Source organism: Rhizobium grahamii CCGE 502, assembly GCF_000298315.2.
In the GTDB taxonomy this organism is placed as follows: domain Bacteria; phylum Pseudomonadota; class Alphaproteobacteria; order Rhizobiales; family Rhizobiaceae; genus Rhizobium; species Rhizobium grahamii.
In genome coordinates, this window is the sequence record NZ_AEYE02000003.1 from 289,045 (window position 1) to 308,712 (window position 19,668).

Below are 19,668 nucleotides of genomic sequence, written 5' to 3' on the forward strand. Positions count from 1 at the left end.
TCAACGGGATTATCGATCCTGTGGACGAGGGAGGCAAACAGCCGCATGCAATCCAAAATAAGATAAGGATTGCCTAGAGATAAGCTTCTGCCACGCTGCGCACCGCAACCTTGCGGCGGCCCGATCCGTGTTGCCGAGGCAAGAGGGCGGGGTGCATGGCAAGGCAGAATACAGTCTTCAAGGAAGCCTACAACCGCTATGTCGCCGCTTTGCGCACCGACGCGGCGCTGCCGTCCGAGCCGGAAATCGCGGCCCAACTGGGGATCAGCCGCAGCACGGCGCGCGCCATCCTGACGCGGCTCAGCGATGCAGGCATCATCCGCTGGAACAAGCGCCAGAAGATCGTTTTGCGTCAGCCGACGGAAGCTGATTTCTTTCCGTCGGAAGAGACGAATTCACTGCACGACATCATCGAGCGCAGCTTCATGCAGCGCATCTTGTCGGATGATGCCGCACCGGGCATGCAGATCAACGAGTTGGAACTTGCTCGCGAAATCGGCACCGGCACCACAAGCGTTCGTGAGTTCCTTATCCGTTTCTCGCGTTTTGGTCTGATCGAGAAGCGCCCGAACAGCCACTGGATCCTCAAGGGGTTCACCCGCGATTTCGCGCTTGAGCTCGCCGAGGTGCGCGAGATGTTCGAGCTGCATTCGGCCGCCGAATTCGGCCGGCTTCCACCGGAGAGCGAGGCATGGCGCGCATTGTCTGACATCAAGGCCGAGCATCAGGCAATGCTGCGTGACCTCGACAGGCGCTACAAGGATTTTTCGGCCCTCGACGAACGTTTCCATCTGCTGATCCACGGAGCGTCGAAAAACCGCTTCATCGCTGACTTCTACGACGCGATCGCGATCATCTTTCACTATCACTACCAATGGAACAAGGCGTTCGCGCGCGAGCGCAACGAACGCGCCATTCATGAGCATCTCGACTACATTGCTGCGCTGGAGTCAGGCGATCAGGCGGCGATCAACTCCGCCTGCCGCCTGCATCTGCGGTCCGCGCGGCAGACGCTGCTCCAATCCATTCCGCTGACGCCTTCCGACGAGGTTCATCCGGAACAGTGATTGCAACGAAACCCGGCCGAAGCCGGGTTCAGTTCTAGCTGGCTGGTCATTTCCAGCCGACACACTCCCGCCCCACCTCTGGAGGCTTCGGATTTTGGAGCCAAAATCGTCAAGGGAGGTCGGCCGCATCCGTGGTTATCTGCAGCGTCGTGCGGTCCTGGTGATCTCGTCGCCGTCGTCGGTCATTGTTCTGACCGTCTTGGTGTAGCAGCGATCGCGATAGTAGCGATCACGATCGCGGACGGCGCCAACTCTGATCCCGTGCTCGTTGATGGTGATCCCCGGGCGGACGCGATCATAATCGTCGTCGTAGCTCCGTTCGCGCGTCACGGTCACGCTGTCAGCCATGGCAGGAGCGACGAACGAACAGAGCGCCATCGCCGCAACGGTACAGTTCATAAGGATCTTTCGCATGTCAATTCTCCTTCATTCATGGAAGACCAACGAAGGAGGAAAGAACTGGTTCCTTGAAAAATGACACGCTAAGACGCCGCATTGTCCCTATTCGGGAGCATAATGAGGCTGGCGGCGAAGATCTAGTGCGACGCTTCGCTGGCGGCTGACGCCACCGGCGTCCGGCCATGTTCGCGTCCCACGGGAATGAGCCATGCCGACAGGAACGTGAGGACGGCGACCACGGCCACTCCCCAGAATGTCCAGTGAAGGGAGGCATCGAAGACCGCGCGGATGGCAGGGTCTGCGGCCAACTCGGACAAGCCTGTCGGCTGGTTCAACACGTCATGAAGCGACGCTGCGGCATCTCCGACCGCATAGTGGGTGATGCCGGCGTTGAGAACGGCGCCAAGCACTGTCGCACCGAGCGTATTGCCGAGGCTGCGGGCGAAGATGATCGATGCGGTGGCGCTGCCACGCATCGACCATTCGACGCTGTCCTGAACGAGCGCGATGCTGGTGAGGCTGATCAACCCCATACCGAAGCCCATGAAGAAGGACCCAGCTCCCGCAAGCGCGGGGTGGCTGTCGGGCGTCAGAAACAGCAGGAAACTTGCGCCAAAGGGAAACATCAGGCTGCCGACCCGTAGCGTGCGTCGGATGCCGAAGGCCTTGAAGAAGCGGCTGGAGAGCATGACGGCCAGAGGCCAGCCGACGACCAGCATGGTCAAAGTGAAGCCGGCGACGATCGACGATCGCCCAAGGACGCCTTGCACATACATGGGCAACACGGTCGAGAGACCGATCAGCGCCATCCCGGCAAGCAATGTTGCAGCGTTGCTGGTCGCGACCAGCCGGCGGCTCCAGAGAGCAATGGAAATGATCGGCTCGGCCGCCCGCTTCTCCTGTCGCAGGAAGAGCACAGCAGCAACGACGAAGACCACAGCAAGCGACACCAGGACCCACGCGTTGGCATCCGCCGCTTCCGTGAGGATGACGAGCAAGGCAATGACGGCGACCGAAAACAGAATGGCGCCGAGATAATCGATCTTTGCCTGCTTGTGTGCGACCGATTCCTTGAGGAAGGCGGCAAAAGCCGCGATCGACACGATGCCGATCGGCAGGTTGATCCAGAAGATCCAGGCCCAGGAAACGGTATCGACGATAACGCCGCCGGCAAGCGGCCCGACCACAGCCGATGTGGCCCAAACCGTCGCCATGATGCCTTGCACCCGGCCTCGCTCCTCGAGAGTGAAGAGGTCGCCGATGATCGTCATCGTCACCGGCTGGATGGCTCCGGCGCCAAGCCCTTGCAGCAAGCGAAAGGTAATCAGCGACGCCATCGACCACGCAAAACCGCAAAGCAGGGAGCCGACGAGAAAGATCAGAATGCCCGAAATCAGCACCGGCTTGCGTCCGAAGATGTCCGAAAGTTTGCCGTAGATGACGGTCGTCGTCGACTGCGCCAGAAGAAAAGCGGAGAACACCCAGCTGTAGTAGGTAAAGCCGCCAAGCTGCCCGACGATCTTCGGCATCGCCGTCGCGACGATCGTGGCCTCGATGGCGACCATGAAGGTTGCGAGCATGATGATAGCGACAATGAGCGCGCGGTTCGAGCGCTGAGCTGTATTGGACACGACATCTTCTCCGGGTACTCCGCGAAGTGCCTAAGATGATCGGCAAGTCGGCTGGGGGAAAAGCGCCGGCGCGAAGTGTTGCCCCGTTCTATGCCGCTGAGGCAAGGGCGTCAATTATTATCCGTTTGGTTACGAGGCCGGTTCGGCGGCGCCCAATGGCAGAGCCGGTTTGGTATCCGATGCAGGACCAACATTCGAGACCGAGTAGAGAATGGTCTTTTCGTCCTGCCATACGGGTGTGAAACGTCGGTCCGTCGGCCGGAGATTGGCGGGCACATCGGTCAGCCACAGGTAGTCGACGCCGGTAGTCGGCCGTGCCGCAATCGAGGCACTGGGGGTTGGCAGCCCTCATCGGTCGCACTCATGCTCGAACACGCCTGAGGAAGGCAAAGTCTTTCCGCCAAACGGATTCCCTGATGTACGGATTGCGAGCAACTGGCTTTCGACCGCGGCGACCGCGAACGCACTTTGAGCCAGTCTTTCAATTCGACGCGAACACTGCGATCATTGTACTGACAAATAGCTGCTTTCTTCGATCGGGGGGACAAGGATTGCGGTCCAAAGGGTTGCTGAGTTGGATGAGGCGCCGACCGCTGTCGATCCAGTTCCTGTTTGCCAGCGGTGTCCTGATCTTCTTCGCAACATTGATCTCGGGTTACGTCATATCCGGGCTCGTAGAGCAAAACGCGATCCGCAGCAAAGCCGGTGCGGTTGCAACCTTCGTCCAAAGCATGACGGAGCCGCTTGTTGAGAAGCTGGCTTCGGCGGACGCCCTGCCACCCGAGGATATTGAGAGGCTCCACGGGCTTTTCACCGATCCAATGTTGCGGGGGCGTTTTCCGCATGTCGAGATCTGGACGACCGATGGAACGGTTGCCTATTCGCTTGCCCCGGATCTGATCGGTCGAAGGTTCGAGGTTCCTCCCGGCGCCGAGAACGCCCTTCTGGGTGAGGTTTCACTCTCTTTTGCCGACCTCGATGCAGGCGAACATATCGCCCGCAATTTCCGGACGCGCTATCTGGAGATCTATAGCCCGCTGCGCGACAACTCGACCGGCAGGATCATCGCCATTGCGGAGATACAGGAGGATCCCGCCACATTTGACCATGATGTGGAGCGCGTGCGCATGGTCAGTTGGGCGGCTGTGGCACTTGCCTCCTGCGCGATCCTGCTCTGTCTTTTCGCGATCGTTCGCCGCGGGAGCAACACCATAGAGGATCAGCGACAGGCCCTGCGTCAACGCGCGGAAGACGCAGAGGCCGCGTCGCGCAAGCTCGCCGAACTGCAGGGTATTGCCCGCCATGCCTCGATGCAGCTCGCCGAGCGCAACGAAAATCTGATGCGTGGCGTCGGCGCAGACCTCCATGATGGCCCAGCCCAGCTTCTCAGCTTCGCGCGCCTGCAGGTTGAACAGGTCCGCCAGGCTAGGTCCGACCTGGGGCGCGAGGCGCCGCTCGCCGTACTCGAGGGATCGCTCGATAGCGCTTTGGCCGAGATTCGGGCGATTGCCCGATCGCTGATCCTGCCGGAGATCGAGCACCTTCCACCTAGCCGCATCATCGAGCGTGCGATCAAGATGCACGAGAGCCGCTCAGGGACGGAGGTCGCTTCCACCTTCGTCGGGTCGGAACGAGAAATTCCAGCGGCGTTGAAGATCTGCCTCTTTCGCTTTGTGCAGGAGGGTTTGAATAACTCTTACAGACACGCTGGCGGCAATGGCCAGGAGGTTTGGTGCGAGATGGGAGCAGCGCATATGAAAGTGGTCGTTTCGGACAAGGGGCCGCCGCGGGGTTTCGTCAAGCCACCTGCTCGCGACGGCGGAGGAATGGGGATTCGTGGCCTGCGGCAGCGCATCGAGAGCCTGGGCGGCAGCCTGCAGATCGTCGGCGGGGACGCCGGAACAAAACTGACAATGTGTTTCGAGCTTGGGGAGGCAGTCTGAATGGTAGAGCCGGCTTCTGTCATCGTCGTTGACGACCACGCGTTGTTTCGGATGGGCGTGTTGCAGACGATTGCCCTCAATGAAAACTTGCGGGTCGTTGCGGAGGGCGCATCCAAGCAGGATTCTCTGGATCTGGTGGCGCGCCATCACCCGACGATCGCGCTTCTGGATATTTCCATGCCGGGTGGCGGGGTCGCCGCGGCGCGCGAGATCCACGAGCGATGGCCTGATGTGAAGGTGGTGATGCTGACGGTTTCCGAGGATGACCAAGACGTCCTGGAGGCACTGGAGGCTGGCGCGTCCGGATACATTCTGAAAGGCATCGCCGCAAACGAGTTGCTCGACGCGTTGACGACCGTCCAGCGCGGCAGCACCTATTTAGCGCCCACACTGGGTTCCAAACTGGTCGCCGCAATGAGAGGAAACACACAGCCGCGAACCGAGGGCAATCCGCTGGCGGCGTTGTCCGCAAAGGAGCGCCACGTGTTGGAATGCGTGGGTCGCGGAATGGGGAACCAGGCCATTGCCGAAGCGACGGGCACGACTTTGCGCACCGTGAAGTTTCATGTCTCCAGGCTTCTCAAAAAGGTCCAAGCGAAGAACCGCGTTGAATTGGCCCTCATCGCGCAGAAAGCGGCGGATGTGTCTGGCAAAGAGTAGCAGCTGCCTCAGCTTCGAACAGCGTCGCGGCAGGCTGGCGCCTTGCCTGCATGTGCTGCTGGCAACGTTGCCGGTTTCGATGCGTGTGTCGAGAGCGTCAGGGCGTTCCCCGATCAGCACACAAGCGACATGGTTAGGAGCATGACGGCGGCATGCCTCCCATCTTACGGAAAGTCCTGCCAAACATTTGAAGGCTGGAAATCTGGCTGGTTGATGCGCCGGTATCCGGGAAAGTAAATGATCTTATTGGATGGAATGGTGCCGCTTACGTGACTCGAACACGTGACCCCATCATTACGAATGATGTGCTCTACCGACTGAGCTAAAGCGGCAATCCATGCGGCCGAACCATGCGGCCCCGCGATTTGCATGGGGCTGATACAGGCATTGTTTGAAGATTTCAAGCGCCCTGTCATCTCTTCGGTAAAAAAGAACGGCGCTGTGGAAATCTGTGGTCGACCGTTACAACGACAGGCGCGCACGGGCAGCCGTATATTCGGTCTCGAGCCGGTCGACGAGCTTGCCGACCGGTTCGATGGCCTTGATGGCGCCGATGCCCTGGCCGCTACCCCAGATATCCTTCCAGGCCTTGGCGCCGCCGACGGCCTGTTCGAAATCCATTTTGGAGGGATCGGCGGCCGGGAGATCGTCGGGATCGAGGCCGACGGCTTTGACGGAGGGCTTGAGGTAGTTGCCGTGAACGCCCGTGAAGTAGTTGGAATAGACGATGTCGTTCGCCATGCCGTCGACGATTGCCTGCTTGTAGGCCTCGGAAGCGCGAGCCTCCTCGGTCGCGATGAACGGCGTGCCGATATAGGCCATGTCGGCCCCCATGGCCTGCGCCGCGAGGATGGCGCCGCCATTGGCGATGGCGCCGGCAAGCAGCAGCGGCCCATCGAACCATTCGCGGATCTCCTGAATGAGGGCAAAGGGCGAAAGTGTCCCGGCGTGACCGCCGGCACCGGCTGCGACGGCAATCAGCCCGTCGGCACCCTTGCGGATGGCCGAGTTGGCATGGCGGTTGTTGATGACATCGTGGAGTACGATGCCGCCATAGGAATGCACCGCGGCATTGACTTCCGGCACGGCGCCAAGCGACGAGATGACCACGGGCACCTTGTATTTGACGCAGAGCCTGAGGTCATGCTCCAGCCGCTTGTTCGACATGTGGACGATCTGGTTGACGGCAAACGGGGCGGCCGGCCGATCAGGGTTTGCCGCGTTGTGGGCAGCGAGATCCTCGGTGATCATCGCCAGCCATTCGTCGAGCTGGCTCTCCGGCCGTGCGTTCAGCGCGGGAAAGGCGCCAACGACCCCAGCCTTGCACTGCGCCAGCGTCAGCGCCGGGTGCGAAATGATGAAGAGCGGCGAGGCGACAACCGGCAATCTGAGATTCTGGGTGAGGATCGGAGGCAGGGCCATGAGATACCGTAAGAATTGACGTTTACGAAAGCGTCAATGTGATAGCAGAGACTTTCGGTGAGGAAAAGCTCGCTCTATCGATTCCATAAATATCGGCTATTCTTGCAAGACGATAAGGCAGCACGCGGCAACCCTGCGTTATCCCCGGCCGATCCGACCCGGTAGCGGGGTGAGGCTTGCGATTTGCCCTGGCAGCAGCTACCGCTTTTACGAAGTGTCAAGGACAAAGCCCAGTCTCAGAGTAAAGGACCGGACGTGAGCGGATTAGAAACGGCTATCAGAACGGCGCTCAACAATGCCGATCGCGACAATCCCGAAGTCCGTGCAAAGATTTATCAATCCGCACGTCAGGCGCTCGAAGCCGGTCTCCGCAAACAGGACATCACCGACGCGGAAGCGGTGACCCATCATCGCCATAGACTCGAAACAACGATCCATACGATCGAGGCTGAAGAGCGCGAGCGTCTCCATCCGCGTCAGGGGCCGCCTGAAATTCCTGTGCCACCCGAGGTGGAAATGCCGAAGCCCGTGGCCCATGCCGCAGAGGACGAGGCGGCAAACGTCTCGATCGGCGGCGAGACCCGCGAGCATTCGGTCACGGACCCACGCTTCGACGACGAATCCAGCCTCGCCGGCGTGCATGCGGGCAGCGGCGATCACCTCGGCGCTGCGCCGACGGCCGAGGCGCCGGCGACGGTGGAGCAAAAACCGGCTCGGATGGACTTTCGGCCGGAGCGTGCGGCGGTCCGGCGCAAGCCGCGCAAGTTCTTCTCGAGGCTGCTCGTCGCTTGTGTTCTTCTCGCCTTCATTGGCATGGGCGCATGGTGGGTCTATTCATCGGGCCTGCTGATGACCGCCGCAGAACGAGATACGGGCGTTGCCAATCCGCCGGCGACCACGCAGCCGGAAGACTTTGACGGCACCGATAACACTGCTGCGGGCGATAATGCGGCTCCCGTCACAATCGACCCGCAAAACTCTTTCTCGGCAGATTGGATCGAGGTTTTCAAGCCGTCCGATGCGGACAAGATCAAGACCGGCCCGCAGTCTCAGACGCAGAACGTCGCTGAAAACGATGGCCCGGCAGTGCGCCTGACCTCGCAAACCAATGGCAGCGACGGCAATGTCAGTGTCAGCGTGCCGGCGGATGTGCTGCAGCAATTGGCCGGCAAGTCCTCGACGATTGCAATCACGCTGCAATCGACGTCCGACGAACCGACGCAGATTACCGTAGAGTGCAATTTCCAGCCGCTCGGCGACTGCGCCCGCCATCGCTTCTCCGTCACCCGGCAGAAATCGGACGTGCTTCTGCAGGTCCGCTTCGATCGATCACTGGCGCCGAACTCTGCCGGCAGCCTGACGATCAACACCGACGTCGACGGCAAGGCACGCGGCATCAATCTCTACGCCGTGCGGATCCTGCCAGGACAATAGGCGTTATTTCAGGAAGCCGGGACCTGAGCCGATGATCTTGTCGTCGAGCTTGCCGATGGCGTCCTTGTCCTTGCCGTCGTAGTCCATCCTCTTCAGCATGTGACGGATCAGGTTCAGCCGCGCGCGACGCTTGTCGTTGGCGTGAATGACCGTCCAGGGCGCGGCGTCCGTATGCGTCTCCTTCAGCATACGGTCCCGCTTATCGCTATAGTCGCCCCATTTCGTCAGCGCCGCTATATCCATCGAGGAGAGCTTCCATACCTTGAGCGGATCGTGCCGCCGGTCATGGAACCGCTTCAGCTGCATCTCGCGGCCGATATCGAGATAGAACTTGAAAAAGAAGATGCCCTCATGGGCGATGCCATTCTCGAGCTGAGGTGTTTGCTTCAGGAAGTCGTCATATTGCTTCGGGGTGCAGAAGCCCATGACCGGTTCAACCCCGGCCCGGTTATACCAGGACCGATCGAACAGCACGAATTCGCCGGCGGTGGGAAACTGCGTGATGTAGCGCTGAAAATACCATTGCCCTGCCTCGCGTTCGGTTGGCTTGGTCAGGGCAACCACCCGGGCGAGGCGCGGATTCATATGGGCGGACGAGGCTGAAATCGCCCCACCTTTGCCCGCCGCATCGCGTCCCTCGAAAAGCGCCATGACGCGCTTGCCGGTCGCCTGCAGCCAGAACTGCACCTTGACGAGTTCAATCTGCAGTTTCTGCAGCTCCTCGAGGTATTCCTCTTCCTTGAGTTTCTTGTTGTAGGGGAAGTCGCCCGATTGCAGGGCTGCCTCGTCCACCCAATCCGGCAGCACTGGATCGTCGACGTCGAAGACGCGCTTCTTTCCGCGGATGTCCAGTTCGACGGCTCTGCTTTCGACATCATCGGCCATGACTTCTCTCCCGCTATAACCTTCGCTGAGACAGGCGATCATATTTCCTTTTGAAAATCAAATGTCTTGCAGATCGCGGAAATTCCTGTGCGTTCCCGTTGCAGCCCTTCCACTGCTGGCTGCGGTCGAAAACTTCTGTCATGATTCACGGCTATCACGCAGAGGTTTGAAGGCAATAGTGCGAGTCGGGATCGCGAGGGGCAGTGGAAGACAAGGTACCGTTGACAAGAAGCTTGATCGCACGCGTTCGGCAGGAACGCCCGGTTCTGCTGGTGGCGCTGCTGATCGCACTGATCGCTCTTGCCGCGGGCGTGAACAAGTGGGTCGTCCTCGGTCTTTTGCTATTGATGGTCATCACCGCCGTGTGGCACGCGGTTCCCTTCATCCGAGAGGCGCCGCTTGAACCTGCTCCTGAGATTATCGAAACGCCGCCCAGCAGGTCGGGTGAAGTAACGGCGACGTTGGCCGCGCTCGACATGCCCGTCATGGTGCTTTCAAATGATGCCTCGGTGCTTTACCAAAATCGCGCTGCGGAAAAGGCGTTTGGCGAGGTTACGGTTGGTGCCCACATTTCCGCGCGCCTGCGCTCGCCGGGCGTCCTCGACATGATCGCCGAAACGATTGCGACCAACGCGCCGAACCAGATCGAGCATTCCGAGCGCCTGCCGTCCGAGCGCGTTTACATCGTCCGCAGCGCACCCGTGGAGTTGGATCGACAGCAGCCGACGGATGAACGCTTCTTCTTGGTCTCGTTTCGCGATATTTCCGAAGTCCGGCGCATCGACCGCATGCGTTCCGACTTCGTCGCCAACGCCAGCCATGAGTTGCGGACGCCGCTGGCGTCCCTGCGAGGTTTCATCGAGACCATCCAGGGACCAGCAAAGAACGACGCGAAGGCGCAGGAGCGCTTTCTGGGTATCATGCTGGATCAGGCCACCCGCATGAGCCGTCTAGTCGACGACCTGCTTTCCCTTTCTCGGTTGGAGCTCAAGTCACATATCGCCCCGGATCAGAAGGTCGACCTGGTCCCCCTTCTCGGCCACGTCAGGGACTCGCTGGTGCCGCTTGCACATGACGTCGGTGTGGAGATCGCTCTGCATCTGCCGCAAGGCAAGGCAGAGGTGCTCGGCGACCGCGACGAGTTGGTTCAGGTATTTGAAAACCTGATGGAAAATGCCTGCAAATACGGGCAGGAGGGGAAGACCGTCGATGTCTTCTTGAAGAATGGCTCGGGTGAACCTGTCGAGGTCACCGTGGTCGACAAGGGGCCGGGCATTCCTGCCGAGCACGTGCCCCGTCTGACCGAGCGATTCTATCGGGTGAGCATCGAGGATAGCCGTTCGAAGAAGGGCACGGGGCTGGGCCTTGCCATCGTCAAACACATCCTGACCCGGCACCGCGCCCGGCTGATCGTCAAGTCGGAAGTCGGGAAGGGGACGAGCTTCACCGTGCGGTTTTGACATAAAACTGCAGGGACTTCGACCATCGTCCATTCTTTGTGCTTTAAATTCAAATACATAAGCTGTCACAAATGTTTCGTCAAAATGACATAAAAGCTCTAGTCATCAGGGGCTAAAGAGAGCGTGCCGCTGATGAGACGGCACCGCCAAAGGCCACTGAAGGCCGCACTCAGACCGCATTATGCCCGGGAGATTGTTATGAACGCTTTTAAACTTACGGTCGCTGCACTTGCCGCTTCCGCCGCTTTTGCTGGCGCGGCTGTTGCTCGCGACCAGGTTCAGGTAGCCGGTTCCTCCACCGTCCTGCCTTACGCCAAGATCGTTGCCGAAACTTTCGGCGAAACCTTCACGGACTTCAAGACGCCGGTCGTTGAATCCGGCGGCACGGGCGCAGGCCTCAAGGAATTCTGCAAGGGCGTCGGCCCGGATAGCATCGACGTTGCCAACGCTTCGCGTCCGATCAACGCCAAGGAACTGGACGCCTGCAAGGCTGCTGGCGTAACCGACATCCAGGAAGTCAAGATCGGTTATGACGGCATCGTCTTCGCAACCGACTCGTCCAACCCAGACGTTGCTTACGTTCCGGCCGACATCTACAAGGCTCTGGCCGCTCAGGTCGTCGTTGACGGTAAGCTCGTCGACAACCCGTACAAGAAGTGGTCGGAAGTCAACCCGGCTCTTCCCGCTGTTGATATCGCTGCCTACATCCCGGGCGAAAAGCACGGCACCCGCGAAGTCTTCGAGCAGAACGTTCTCGCTGCTGGCTGCAAGGCTTCCGGCGCTCTCGACGTCATCAAGGCTGCGATCTCTGACGCTGCTGCCCAGACCAAGGCTTGCGTTGCAGTTCGTAAGGACGGCGCTGCTGTCGACATCGACGGCGACTATCCGGAAACCCTGGCACGCATCGCTGCCAACAAGACCGGCGTTGGCGTCTTCGGCCTTTCCTTCTATGAAAACAACGCCGACAAGCTGAAGGTTGCGACCGTCAACGGTATCGTTCCGTCGACCGAAACCATCTCCAACGGCACCTATCCGGTTTCCCGTCCGCTGTTCTTCTACGTCAAGAAGGCACACCTCGGCGTTATCCCGGGCCTGAAGGAATACGTCAACTTCTTCGTTTCCGAGCAGATGATCGGCCCTGACAGCCCGCTCGTCGAGTACGGCCTCGTTGCCGCTCCGGACGCTGAACGCGACGCCATCCGCAAGAGCGTTGAAGACGGCAAGACCATGTAATGACCTTTGCCGGCGCGATCACCAGATCGCGCCGGCATTGCCTTGTTCCCGCCGCTGGGACGAGGTTTGAACTTCTCCAAGTTTGAGAGCCGGATCGGTCTGCCTGCCGCTTCCGCTTTTGGAGTCAAAGGGCCTGGGGACCTAAACGAATGGGTACATCCATCATTCTCTTGTGCCTCGTGGTACTTGGCGCCGTTGCATATCTTGCAGCGCGCAGCCGTGCTACGGCACTTGCCGGGGGCAAGTCCTCCGCACTGCATTCGCGACCGGGTTACTATGGCGTCTATGCCGCAATCTGGGCGATGCTGCCTGCACTTATCCTGCTGTGCGCCTGGCTGGCGATCAGCCCTTCAATCATTGAATCTTCCGTCCGTGGTGCCTTCCTGGATGACGTAAAGGCCCAACCGGCCGCACAGCAGAACCTGAACTACGGCATGGTCAGCGCCATCGCGCGGGGCTTGCCGCTGCTCACTGCTGACGAGGTTGCCGGTGCTGCCGGCGATCCGGCCGGCCTCCAGGCAAAGCTTGCCGCAAAAGGCGTTCCGCTCGCCGGTCCGCCTCAGCCCTACATGATTGAGGCGGCGCAGAAGCTGAATGCAGAATCCGGCTCCAGCCGCCTCGTGATGACGGCGCTGGTTCTCGTCGTTGCCGTCGCTGGCGCCTTTTATGCGCTTCGCGAAGTCGCTCCGCGGTTCCGCGCCCGAAACCGCGTCGAGCGCGTCATGCTCTGGGGCCTGCTCCTGGCATCGTCGATCGCCATCCTGACGACGATCGGTATCGTTCTGTCGATGCTGACGGAAGCGGCCCACTTCTTCGCGGCTGTTCCCGCTGCAGACTTCTTCTTCGGGACGGTATGGGATCCGCGCTTCGCCGGTGCCGGCAGCTCGTCCTTCGGGCAATTCGGCTTGATCCCGCTGTTGCTCGGTACGCTCTATATTGGCTTCGTTGCAATGCTGGTGGCGGTACCAGTCGGTCTCTTCGCGGCGATCTACATGGCTGAGTACGCCGCTCCCAGGGTCCGCTCGATCGCAAAGCCGCTGCTCGAAGTTCTCGCCGGTATTCCGACGATCGTCTACGGCTTCTTCGCCCTCGTCACCGTCGGTCCGTTCCTGCGCGATTTGTCTTCTCAGGTGAGCGGCCTCCTTTCCGGTAACTACACGAACTTCATTCAGGCGCAGAGCGTTCTGACTGCGGGTATCGTCATGGGCATCATGCTGATCCCGTACGTTTCGTCGCTGTCGGACGATATCATCACCGCGGTGCCGCGTGCGCTTCGTGACGGTTCGCTCGGTCTCGGTGCGACGCGCTCGGAAACGATCAAGAAGGTCGTGCTTCCCGCAGCGCTTCCCGGCATCGTCGGCGCGCTTCTGATGACGGCCTCGCGTGCGATCGGTGAAACCATGATCGTCGTGCTGGCGGCAGGCGTTGCTGCCCGCATCCAGATCAATCCTTTCGAGCCGATGACGACAGTGACGGTCAAGATCGTCAATCAGCTGACAGGCGACCTTGAATTTACCTCGCCGCAGACGCTGGTTGCCTTCGCCCTCGGCATCACGCTGTTCTTCATCACGCTTTGCCTCAACATCTACGCGCTCTACATCGTGCGCAAATACCGGGAGCAGTACGAATGACGGATATTGTTTCTCCGGTTCAAGGCGTTGTCGTCTCGAAGGCGCCTGAACGTCGCGACATCGGCCTGAAGCGCCGCTATGCCGCGGAACGTCGGTTCCGGGCCTATGGGATTGCCGCAATCTCCTTTGGCTTGATCTTCCTGGCAATCCTGCTGACGAGCGTTATCAGCAAAGGCTATACGGCCTTTCAGCAGACGGCGATCACGCTGCCGATCGAGTTCAGCGAGAAAACGATCGACCCAAACAACAAGCGAGCGACCGATCCCTCGGTGCTGGTTGCTGCGAACTACGCGCCTCTCATCCGCGACGCGATGATCAAGGCGCTCAACCTCAATCCGTCGAGCCGTCCGGATCTTCGTGACGCGGCCGCGATGATCTCGAAGGGTGCGCCGATCCAGCTGCGCGACATGGTCGTCGCCGACCCGTCGCTGATCGGCAAGACGGTCAATGTCACGCTGCTTGCGGACGCCAATATCGACTCCGCCAACAAGGGCCAGATCGATCTCAAGGTGGACGAAAAGAACCGCAAGGTGAACGACAAGCAGGTTGGCTGGATGAACCAGCTGGCCGCCGATGGCACCCTTCACAAGAAGTTCAACACCGGCCTCTTCGTCAACGGCAACTCCAGCCGTCCGGAAGCTGCGGGCCTCGGCGTTGCGCTGATAGGTTCGCTCTACCTGATGCTGATCGTGCTCGCGCTCTCGCTGCCGATCGGTGTCGCCGCTTCGATCTATCTCGAAGAGTTTGCGCCGAAGAACAAGCTGACCGACCTGATCGAGGTGAACATCAACAACCTCGCGGCTGTTCCCTCGATCGTCTACGGTCTGCTCGGTCTTGCCGTCTTCATCAACTTCGCAGGCCTGCCGCGCTCCGCGTCGCTGGTCGGCGGTCTGGTGCTGTCGCTGATGACCCTGCCGACGATCATCATCGCGACGCGCGCAGCGCTCCGCGCCGTGCCGCCGTCAATCCGCGCGGCTGCCCTTGGTCTCGGTGCCTCGAAGATGCAGATGGTGTTCCACCACGTCCTGCCGCTCGCGATGCCCGGCATCCTGACCGGCACGATCATCGGCCTGGCACATGCACTCGGCGAGACGGCTCCGCTGCTCTTGATCGGCATGGTCGCCTTCGTCGCCAACGCACCGGCAACGCCGATGGAGCCTTCGACGGCCCTGCCGGTGCAGGTCTACATGTGGGCCAACGAAGCCGAGCGTGCCTTCGTCGAGCGCACATCGGGTGCCATCATCGTCCTGCTCCTGTTCCTGGTCGTCATGAACTTCGGAGCCATTCTCTTGCGTCGTCGCTTTGAGCGCCGCTGGTAAACGGAGTAGACATTATGAACATGTTGACGGAAGCAGCAGTTGAGAAGGCGCTGGATCAGAAGATGAATACCGTTCCTTATAAGATGATCGGCCAGGACGTCTCGGTTTACTACGGCGAAAAGCGTGCGCTTTTCGATGTGAAGCTGAACATTCGCGAAAACACGGTGACAGCATTGATCGGCCCGTCCGGTTGCGGCAAGTCCACCTTCCTGCGCAGCCTGAACCGCATGAATGACACGATCGATGGTTGCCGCGTGACCGGCAAGATCACGCTCGATGGTGACGATATCTACGATCCGGATATCGATGTCGTGGAGCTCCGCGCTCGCGTCGGCATGGTGTTCCAGAAGCCGAACCCGTTCCCGAAGACGATCTACGAGAACGTCGCATACGGCCCGCGCATCCATGGTCTTGCTAAGTCGAAGGCCGACATGGACCAGATCGTCGAGGTCAGCCTGCAGCGCGCCGGTCTGTGGAACGAGGTGAAGGATCGCGTTCACGAAGCCGGCACCGGCCTTTCCGGTGGTCAGCAGCAGCGTCTCTGCATCGCCCGCGCCGTTGCCGTCAGCCCGGAAGTGATTCTGATGGACGAGCCGTGCTCGGCTCTCGATCCGATCGCCACGGCAAAGGTCGAGGAGCTGATCCACGAGCTTCGCGAAAACTACACGATCGTCATCGTGACGCACTCGATGCAGCAGGCCGCCCGCGTTTCGCAGCGCACGGCCATGTTCCACCTCGGCAATCTCGTCGAGGAGAACGACACCGACAAGATGTTCACCAACCCGGACGACCCGCGCACCCAGGACTACATCATGGGTCGCTTCGGTTGATCGCCGACGACGGTAACACTCACGACATTCAAGGATGATCCCTATGGCATCGACACATATCTTTTCTGCGTATGACGATGATTTGAAGTTTCTGACGCGCCGTATCTCGGAAATGGGCGGCCTGGCCGAGCAGATGGTTTCGGATGCGGTTCGCGCCCTTGTCAACGGCGACACGGCCCTGGCCCAGAAGGTCATCTCCGACGACGTGATCCTCGATCACGCCGAACGCGAGGTTGGTGACAAGGCGATCGTTACCATCGCCCGTCGCCAGCCCATGGCCGCCGACCTTCGCGAGATCATGGGTTCGATCCGCATCGCGGCTGACCTCGAGCGCGTCGGCGATCTTGGCAAGAACACCGCCAAGCGCGTTATCGCCGTGCAGAGCGCCGGCGTCCCGCGCAAGCTCGCCCGCGGCCTTGAGCACCTCTCCGAACTGGCGCTCGTCCAGCTCAAGGAAGTACTCGATGTCTATACGAGCCGCGCTGCCGACAAGGCAAAGTCGATCCGTGAGCGCGACGAGGAAATCGACGCGATGTACACCTCGCTGTTCCGCGAGATGCTCACCTACATGATGGAAGATCCGCGCAACATTACCAGCTGCACGCATCTCCTGTTCTGCGCCAAGAACATCGAGCGTATCGGCGACCATGCCACCAACATTGCCGAGACTATCTACTACATGGCCACCGGTGCCCAGCCGGAAGGCGAACGTCCGAAGGACGATACCGCCAACACCGTCGGCGCTGTCACCGAATAATCGTTCTGCGACCGCGCCCCCAGGAGACCGAAACGAATGATCCCAAAAGTAGCAGTCGTCGAAGACGAGGAAGCACTGAGCGTGCTTCTCCGTTATAACCTTGAGGCTGAAGGTTTCGAGGTCGATACCATCCTGCGCGGCGACGAGGCCGAGATCCGGTTGCAGGAACGGACCCCGGACATCCTGATCCTCGATTGGATGCTGCCTGGCGTATCCGGCATCGAACTCTGCCGTCGTCTGCGTATGCGGCCGGAGACCGAGCGCCTGCCGATCATCATGCTGACGGCGCGTGGCGAAGAAAGCGAACGTGTTCGCGGCCTCTCCACCGGTGCCGACGATTACGTGGTCAAGCCGTTTTCGACGCCGGAGCTGGTTGCTCGCGTCAAGGCGATGCTTCGCCGCGCCAAGCCGGAAGTGCTCTCGACGCTGCTGAAGTGCGGCGACATCGAGCTCGACCGCGAGACGCATCGCGTACATCGCAAGAGCCGCGAAGTCCGCCTCGGCCCGACCGAGTTCCGCCTTCTCGAGTTCCTGATGGCGTCCCCCGGGCGCGTCTTTTCGCGCTCGCAATTGCTTGATGGCGTCTGGGGTCATGACATCTATGTCGACGAACGCACCGTCGATGTCCATGTCGGTCGCCTGCGCAAGGCGCTGAACTTCTCCAACATGCAGGACGTCATCCGCACCGTTCGCGGCGCCGGCTATTCCATGGAAGCCTAGCTTTTCCCGGAAAGACCGAGCGACTTTCATAAAATTTCACAAACGAAAACGGGCCCGCGTGGGCCCGTTTTCTTGTGTCCTTATCCGGCTTCCGGGTCAGGCGACCCGGCTGGCTGCCTTGCGGCGTTCGTTGACCGGCTGATACGCCATACGCTGGTGGTACGTGCAGTAGGGGGAGTTGTCCGGGGACTCGCAGCCGCAGAAGTGGAAGTCGTCCTTCAGCGGATCGCCGACTGGCCACTTGCAGGTGCGTTCGGTCAGTTCCGTCAGGCCGAGGCGACGCGAAATCGGAACGACGACGTTTGCGGCCGGACGATACCGGACTTCCTCGATCGCATCGATCTCGACTTCTTCCTTGAGCATCGTCGCACCCTGCTGGCGGGTGACGGTGCGCGTGGCGACGCGAGACGCATAGTTCGGAGCGCGGGGCGCGGACGTCGTGCGCTTGGGCGTCCTGACAGTCGTCGTCGAGCCCCCGGCCTTGGCGCGGCCGGGCAAACTCAAACGGTGGACTTTGCCAATGACGGCGTTGCGGCTTACGCCGCCAAGTTGTGCTGCGATCTGGCTGGCGCTAAGGCCCTCGGACCAAAGCTTCTTCAGTTTTTCAACGCGCTCGTCTGTCCAGTTCATGCCCCTGTCTCCGCCTTATTAGCGTTGGTGTAGGCAGAATCCTTCACCGTTGCCCCGGACGTATCCGAGGCAAGAAACGCTTGCTCGATTTTGGTGACTAGTTCCGCCGCATGCAGTCTAGTAATTGAGTTTTAACCTAGTGTGAGGCTGACTCCGTGACAAGAGTCGGTTGAATCCCGGCGAATCGAATTTCAAGTTTTCCCCAACTTGCTGGACGGCAGAGTCATTTCTGCAACATTAGTTGTTGATAGGTCCACCGCCTCCGGATGGCGGCTTGACGCATGCCGTAAAAGCTCAGTTTTGTTGACATTGCAGTGCGAAAAGTAAATAGTGCTACTCGCCGCCGAAAGGCGGCATTTTTAATTTTCCGGACCTGCTTTCCTTAGCCGGAGTCCGGCCGCAGAATCTATGACAGGAGATCGCGCCATGGCTGAAGCCGCGCTTTACGATACCTACTCTCGTGCCCCGCTGCGGTTCGAGCGAGGCGAGGGCGTTTGGCTGATCACTGAAGCGGGCGAGCGATATCTTGATTTCGGCGCGGGCGTTGCCGTCACTTCTGTTGGTCATGGCCATCCGCACGTCGTTGGCGCCCTCAAGGAGCAGGCCGACAAGGTCTGGCACCTTTCCAACATTTATGAGATCCCGGGTCAGGAATTGCTCGCCAAGCGTCTGACCGATGCGACGTTCGCCGACAAGGTTTTCTTCACGAACTCCGGCGCCGAAGCTCTGGAATGTGCGATCAAGACGGCACGCCGCTATCAGTATTCCAAGGGCCACCCTGAGCGGTTCCATATCATCACCTTTGAAGGCGCCTTCCATGGCCGCACACTGGCGACCATTGCTGCCGGCGGCCAGGAGAAATATCTCGAAGGCTTCGGTCCCAAGGCGCCCGGTTTCGACCAGGTTCCCTTCGGTGATCTCGATGCCGTTCGCGCCGCCATCACGAGCGAGACGGCTGCTATCCTTATCGAGCCCATTCAGGGAGAAGGCGGTGTTCGCCCCGCGACCAACGAGTTCCTGAAGGCGCTTCGCGCAATCTGCGACGAGCACGGCCTGCTGCTGATCTACGACGAAGTGCAAACGGGTGTGGGACGTACCGGCAAGCTCTTTGCGCACGAGTGGTCTGGCGCCACGCCTGATATCATGGCGGTCGCAAAGGGCATCGGCGGCGGCTTCCCGCTCGGCGCCTGCCTTGCGACGGCAGAGGCTGCTTCCGGGATGAAGGCGGGCACACACGGCTCCACCTATGGCGGCAATCCGCTGGCCATGGCTGTCGGCGGTGCCGTGCTCGACGTGGTTCTCGCGGACGGCTTCCTGCAGCAGGTGCGCGACGTCTCGTTGGTCTTCCGTCAAGGGCTGGCCTCGCTCAAGGATCGCTATCCTGATATCATCGAAGACGTCAGAGGCGAGGGACTGCTGCTCGGCGTCAAGGCAGCTGTCCCGTCTTCGGAATTGCTGCAAGCGATCCGTGACGCTCATCTGCTCGGCGTACCCGCTGGCGACAACGTCGTTCGCCTTTTGCCGCCTCTGGTCGTCACGGCTGACGAAGCCCGCGAAGGCCTTGTCCGCCTTGAACACGCCGCCGAAAGCCTGCGTGCTTCGAAGGCAAAGAAGACGGCTTGAATGGATAAGGCCTGCCGGAAGGCG

The 19,668-nt window shown here is 60.4% G+C and carries 17 protein-coding genes and 1 tRNA gene; 12 read left to right on the forward strand and 6 right to left on the reverse strand.

What is annotated here, in order from left to right; translation table 11 throughout:
- The first annotated feature begins 155 nt into the window (after window positions 1-155).
- Window positions 156-1,067 (forward strand): GntR family transcriptional regulator, encoded by a 912-nt coding sequence (locus tag RGCCGE502_RS02555; RefSeq protein ID WP_016552602.1) that lies wholly within the window; start codon window positions 156-158, stop codon window positions 1,065-1,067.
- Between the two features lie 135 nt (window positions 1,068-1,202).
- Here the strand turns inward: RGCCGE502_RS02555 and RGCCGE502_RS02560 are convergent, their stop codons facing one another.
- Both RGCCGE502_RS02560 and RGCCGE502_RS02565 read right to left on the reverse strand, forming a co-directional pair.
- On the reverse strand, window positions 1,203-1,481 hold the full coding sequence (locus RGCCGE502_RS02560) for a hypothetical protein (protein ID WP_016552603.1): 279 nt from the start codon (window positions 1,479-1,481) through the stop codon (window positions 1,203-1,205).
- A 122-nt stretch (window positions 1,482-1,603) separates the two neighbouring features.
- Window positions 1,604-3,097, reverse strand: coding sequence for an MDR family MFS transporter (locus RGCCGE502_RS02565; RefSeq protein ID WP_016552604.1), 1,494 nt, complete (start codon window positions 3,095-3,097; stop codon window positions 1,604-1,606).
- Between the two features lie 578 nt (window positions 3,098-3,675).
- On the opposite strand from RGCCGE502_RS02565, the gene RGCCGE502_RS02570 reads away from it, so the two are divergent.
- Window positions 3,676-5,040, forward strand: coding sequence for a sensor histidine kinase (locus RGCCGE502_RS02570; RefSeq protein WP_016552605.1), 1,365 nt, complete (start codon window positions 3,676-3,678; stop codon window positions 5,038-5,040).
- Window positions 5,041-5,700, forward strand: a complete 660-nt coding sequence (locus RGCCGE502_RS02575; protein WP_016552606.1) for a response regulator — start codon at window positions 5,041-5,043, stop codon at window positions 5,698-5,700. It abuts the gene before it with no gap.
- A gap of 256 nt (window positions 5,701-5,956) precedes the next feature.
- On the opposite strand, the gene RGCCGE502_RS02580 is transcribed toward RGCCGE502_RS02575, so the two are convergent.
- A tRNA-Thr gene (locus RGCCGE502_RS02580) sits at window positions 5,957-6,032 on the reverse strand.
- Window positions 6,033-6,162: 130 nt separating this feature from the next.
- The gene (locus RGCCGE502_RS02585; protein WP_016552607.1) at window positions 6,163-7,122 is read right to left on the reverse strand and encodes an NAD(P)H-dependent flavin oxidoreductase; all 960 of its coding nucleotides are present in this window, start codon (window positions 7,120-7,122) and stop codon (window positions 6,163-6,165) included.
- Between the two features lie 255 nt (window positions 7,123-7,377).
- On the opposite strand from RGCCGE502_RS02585, the gene RGCCGE502_RS02590 reads away from it, so the two are divergent.
- Window positions 7,378-8,556 carry a PilN family protein gene (locus tag RGCCGE502_RS02590; protein ID WP_016552608.1) on the forward strand — a complete coding sequence of 393 codons (1,179 nt, stop codon included), beginning with the start codon at window positions 7,378-7,380 and terminating at the stop codon, window positions 8,554-8,556.
- A 3-nt stretch (window positions 8,557-8,559) separates the two neighbouring features.
- Here the strand turns inward: RGCCGE502_RS02590 and ppk2 are convergent, their stop codons facing one another.
- Window positions 8,560-9,441, reverse strand: a complete 882-nt coding sequence (gene ppk2, locus RGCCGE502_RS02595) for a polyphosphate kinase 2 (protein WP_016552609.1) — start codon at window positions 9,439-9,441, stop codon at window positions 8,560-8,562.
- Between the two features lie 236 nt (window positions 9,442-9,677).
- Between ppk2 and phoR the strand changes: the two genes are divergently transcribed.
- The 7 genes from phoR to phoB all read left to right on the forward strand — a co-directional run bounded on the left by phoR (window position 9,678) and on the right by phoB (window position 17,391).
- Complete coding sequence (gene phoR / locus RGCCGE502_RS02600; protein ID WP_040673888.1) at window positions 9,678-10,901, forward strand: phosphate regulon sensor histidine kinase PhoR; 1,224 nt, start codon at window positions 9,678-9,680, stop codon at window positions 10,899-10,901.
- A 198-nt stretch (window positions 10,902-11,099) separates the two neighbouring features.
- Window positions 11,100-12,134, forward strand: coding sequence for a substrate-binding domain-containing protein (locus RGCCGE502_RS02605; RefSeq protein WP_016552611.1), 1,035 nt, complete (start codon window positions 11,100-11,102; stop codon window positions 12,132-12,134).
- A gap of 149 nt (window positions 12,135-12,283) precedes the next feature.
- Entirely contained in the window at window positions 12,284-13,765 is a 1,482-nt protein-coding gene (gene pstC, locus RGCCGE502_RS02610; protein WP_016552612.1) for a phosphate ABC transporter permease subunit PstC, read from the forward strand.
- The gene (gene pstA / locus RGCCGE502_RS02615) at window positions 13,762-15,084 is read left to right on the forward strand and encodes a phosphate ABC transporter permease PstA (RefSeq protein WP_016552613.1); all 1,323 of its coding nucleotides are present in this window, start codon (window positions 13,762-13,764) and stop codon (window positions 15,082-15,084) included. Before pstC ends, pstA begins: the two co-directional genes overlap by 4 nt.
- Window positions 15,085-15,098: 14 nt before the next feature.
- A complete protein-coding gene (gene pstB, locus RGCCGE502_RS02620) occupies window positions 15,099-15,914 on the forward strand; it encodes a phosphate ABC transporter ATP-binding protein PstB (protein WP_016552614.1) in 816 nt (271 codons plus the stop codon).
- A 43-nt stretch (window positions 15,915-15,957) separates the two neighbouring features.
- Window positions 15,958-16,671 (forward strand): phosphate signaling complex protein PhoU, encoded by a 714-nt coding sequence (phoU, locus tag RGCCGE502_RS02625; protein WP_016552615.1) that lies wholly within the window; start codon window positions 15,958-15,960, stop codon window positions 16,669-16,671.
- Window positions 16,672-16,707: 36 nt separating this feature from the next.
- Window positions 16,708-17,391 carry a phosphate regulon transcriptional regulator PhoB gene (gene phoB / locus RGCCGE502_RS02630; RefSeq protein WP_016552616.1) on the forward strand — a complete coding sequence of 228 codons (684 nt, stop codon included), beginning with the start codon at window positions 16,708-16,710 and terminating at the stop codon, window positions 17,389-17,391.
- 96 nt (window positions 17,392-17,487) lie between these two features.
- Here the strand turns inward: phoB and RGCCGE502_RS02635 are convergent, their stop codons facing one another.
- Window positions 17,488-18,021, reverse strand: a complete 534-nt coding sequence (locus tag RGCCGE502_RS02635; RefSeq protein WP_016552617.1) for a GcrA family cell cycle regulator — start codon at window positions 18,019-18,021, stop codon at window positions 17,488-17,490.
- A gap of 426 nt (window positions 18,022-18,447) precedes the next feature.
- Here RGCCGE502_RS02635 and RGCCGE502_RS02640 point away from each other — a divergent pair, with 426 nt between their 5' ends.
- Window positions 18,448-19,644: an aspartate aminotransferase family protein gene (locus RGCCGE502_RS02640; protein WP_016552618.1), complete on the forward strand. Its 1,197-nt coding sequence runs from the start codon at window positions 18,448-18,450 to the stop codon at window positions 19,642-19,644.
- The last annotated feature ends 24 nt before the right edge of the window (window positions 19,645-19,668 follow it).

Coding starts and splice junctions, on each gene's coding strand:
- RGCCGE502_RS02555 (WP_016552602.1), top strand. CDS start 156: ATGGCAAGGCAGAATACAGTCTTCAAGGAAGCCTACAACCGCTATGTC.
- RGCCGE502_RS02560 (WP_016552603.1), bottom strand. CDS start 1,481: ATGCGAAAGATCCTTATGAACTGTACCGTTGCGGCGATGGCGCTCTGT.
- RGCCGE502_RS02570 (WP_016552605.1), top strand. CDS start 3,676: ATGAGGCGCCGACCGCTGTCGATCCAGTTCCTGTTTGCCAGCGGTGTC.
- RGCCGE502_RS02575 (WP_016552606.1), top strand. CDS start 5,041: ATGGTAGAGCCGGCTTCTGTCATCGTCGTTGACGACCACGCGTTGTTT.
- RGCCGE502_RS02585 (WP_016552607.1), bottom strand. CDS start 7,122: ATGGCCCTGCCTCCGATCCTCACCCAGAATCTCAGATTGCCGGTTGTC.
- ppk2 (WP_016552609.1), bottom strand. CDS start 9,441: ATGGCCGATGATGTCGAAAGCAGAGCCGTCGAACTGGACATCCGCGGA.
- RGCCGE502_RS02605 (WP_016552611.1), top strand. CDS start 11,100: ATGAACGCTTTTAAACTTACGGTCGCTGCACTTGCCGCTTCCGCCGCT.
- pstC (WP_016552612.1), top strand. CDS start 12,284: ATGGGTACATCCATCATTCTCTTGTGCCTCGTGGTACTTGGCGCCGTT.
- pstA (WP_016552613.1), top strand. CDS start 13,762: ATGACGGATATTGTTTCTCCGGTTCAAGGCGTTGTCGTCTCGAAGGCG.
- pstB (WP_016552614.1), top strand. CDS start 15,099: ATGAACATGTTGACGGAAGCAGCAGTTGAGAAGGCGCTGGATCAGAAG.
- phoU (WP_016552615.1), top strand. CDS start 15,958: ATGGCATCGACACATATCTTTTCTGCGTATGACGATGATTTGAAGTTT.
- phoB (WP_016552616.1), top strand. CDS start 16,708: ATGATCCCAAAAGTAGCAGTCGTCGAAGACGAGGAAGCACTGAGCGTG.
- RGCCGE502_RS02635 (WP_016552617.1), bottom strand. CDS start 18,021: ATGAACTGGACAGACGAGCGCGTTGAAAAACTGAAGAAGCTTTGGTCC.
- RGCCGE502_RS02640 (WP_016552618.1), top strand. CDS start 18,448: ATGGCTGAAGCCGCGCTTTACGATACCTACTCTCGTGCCCCGCTGCGG.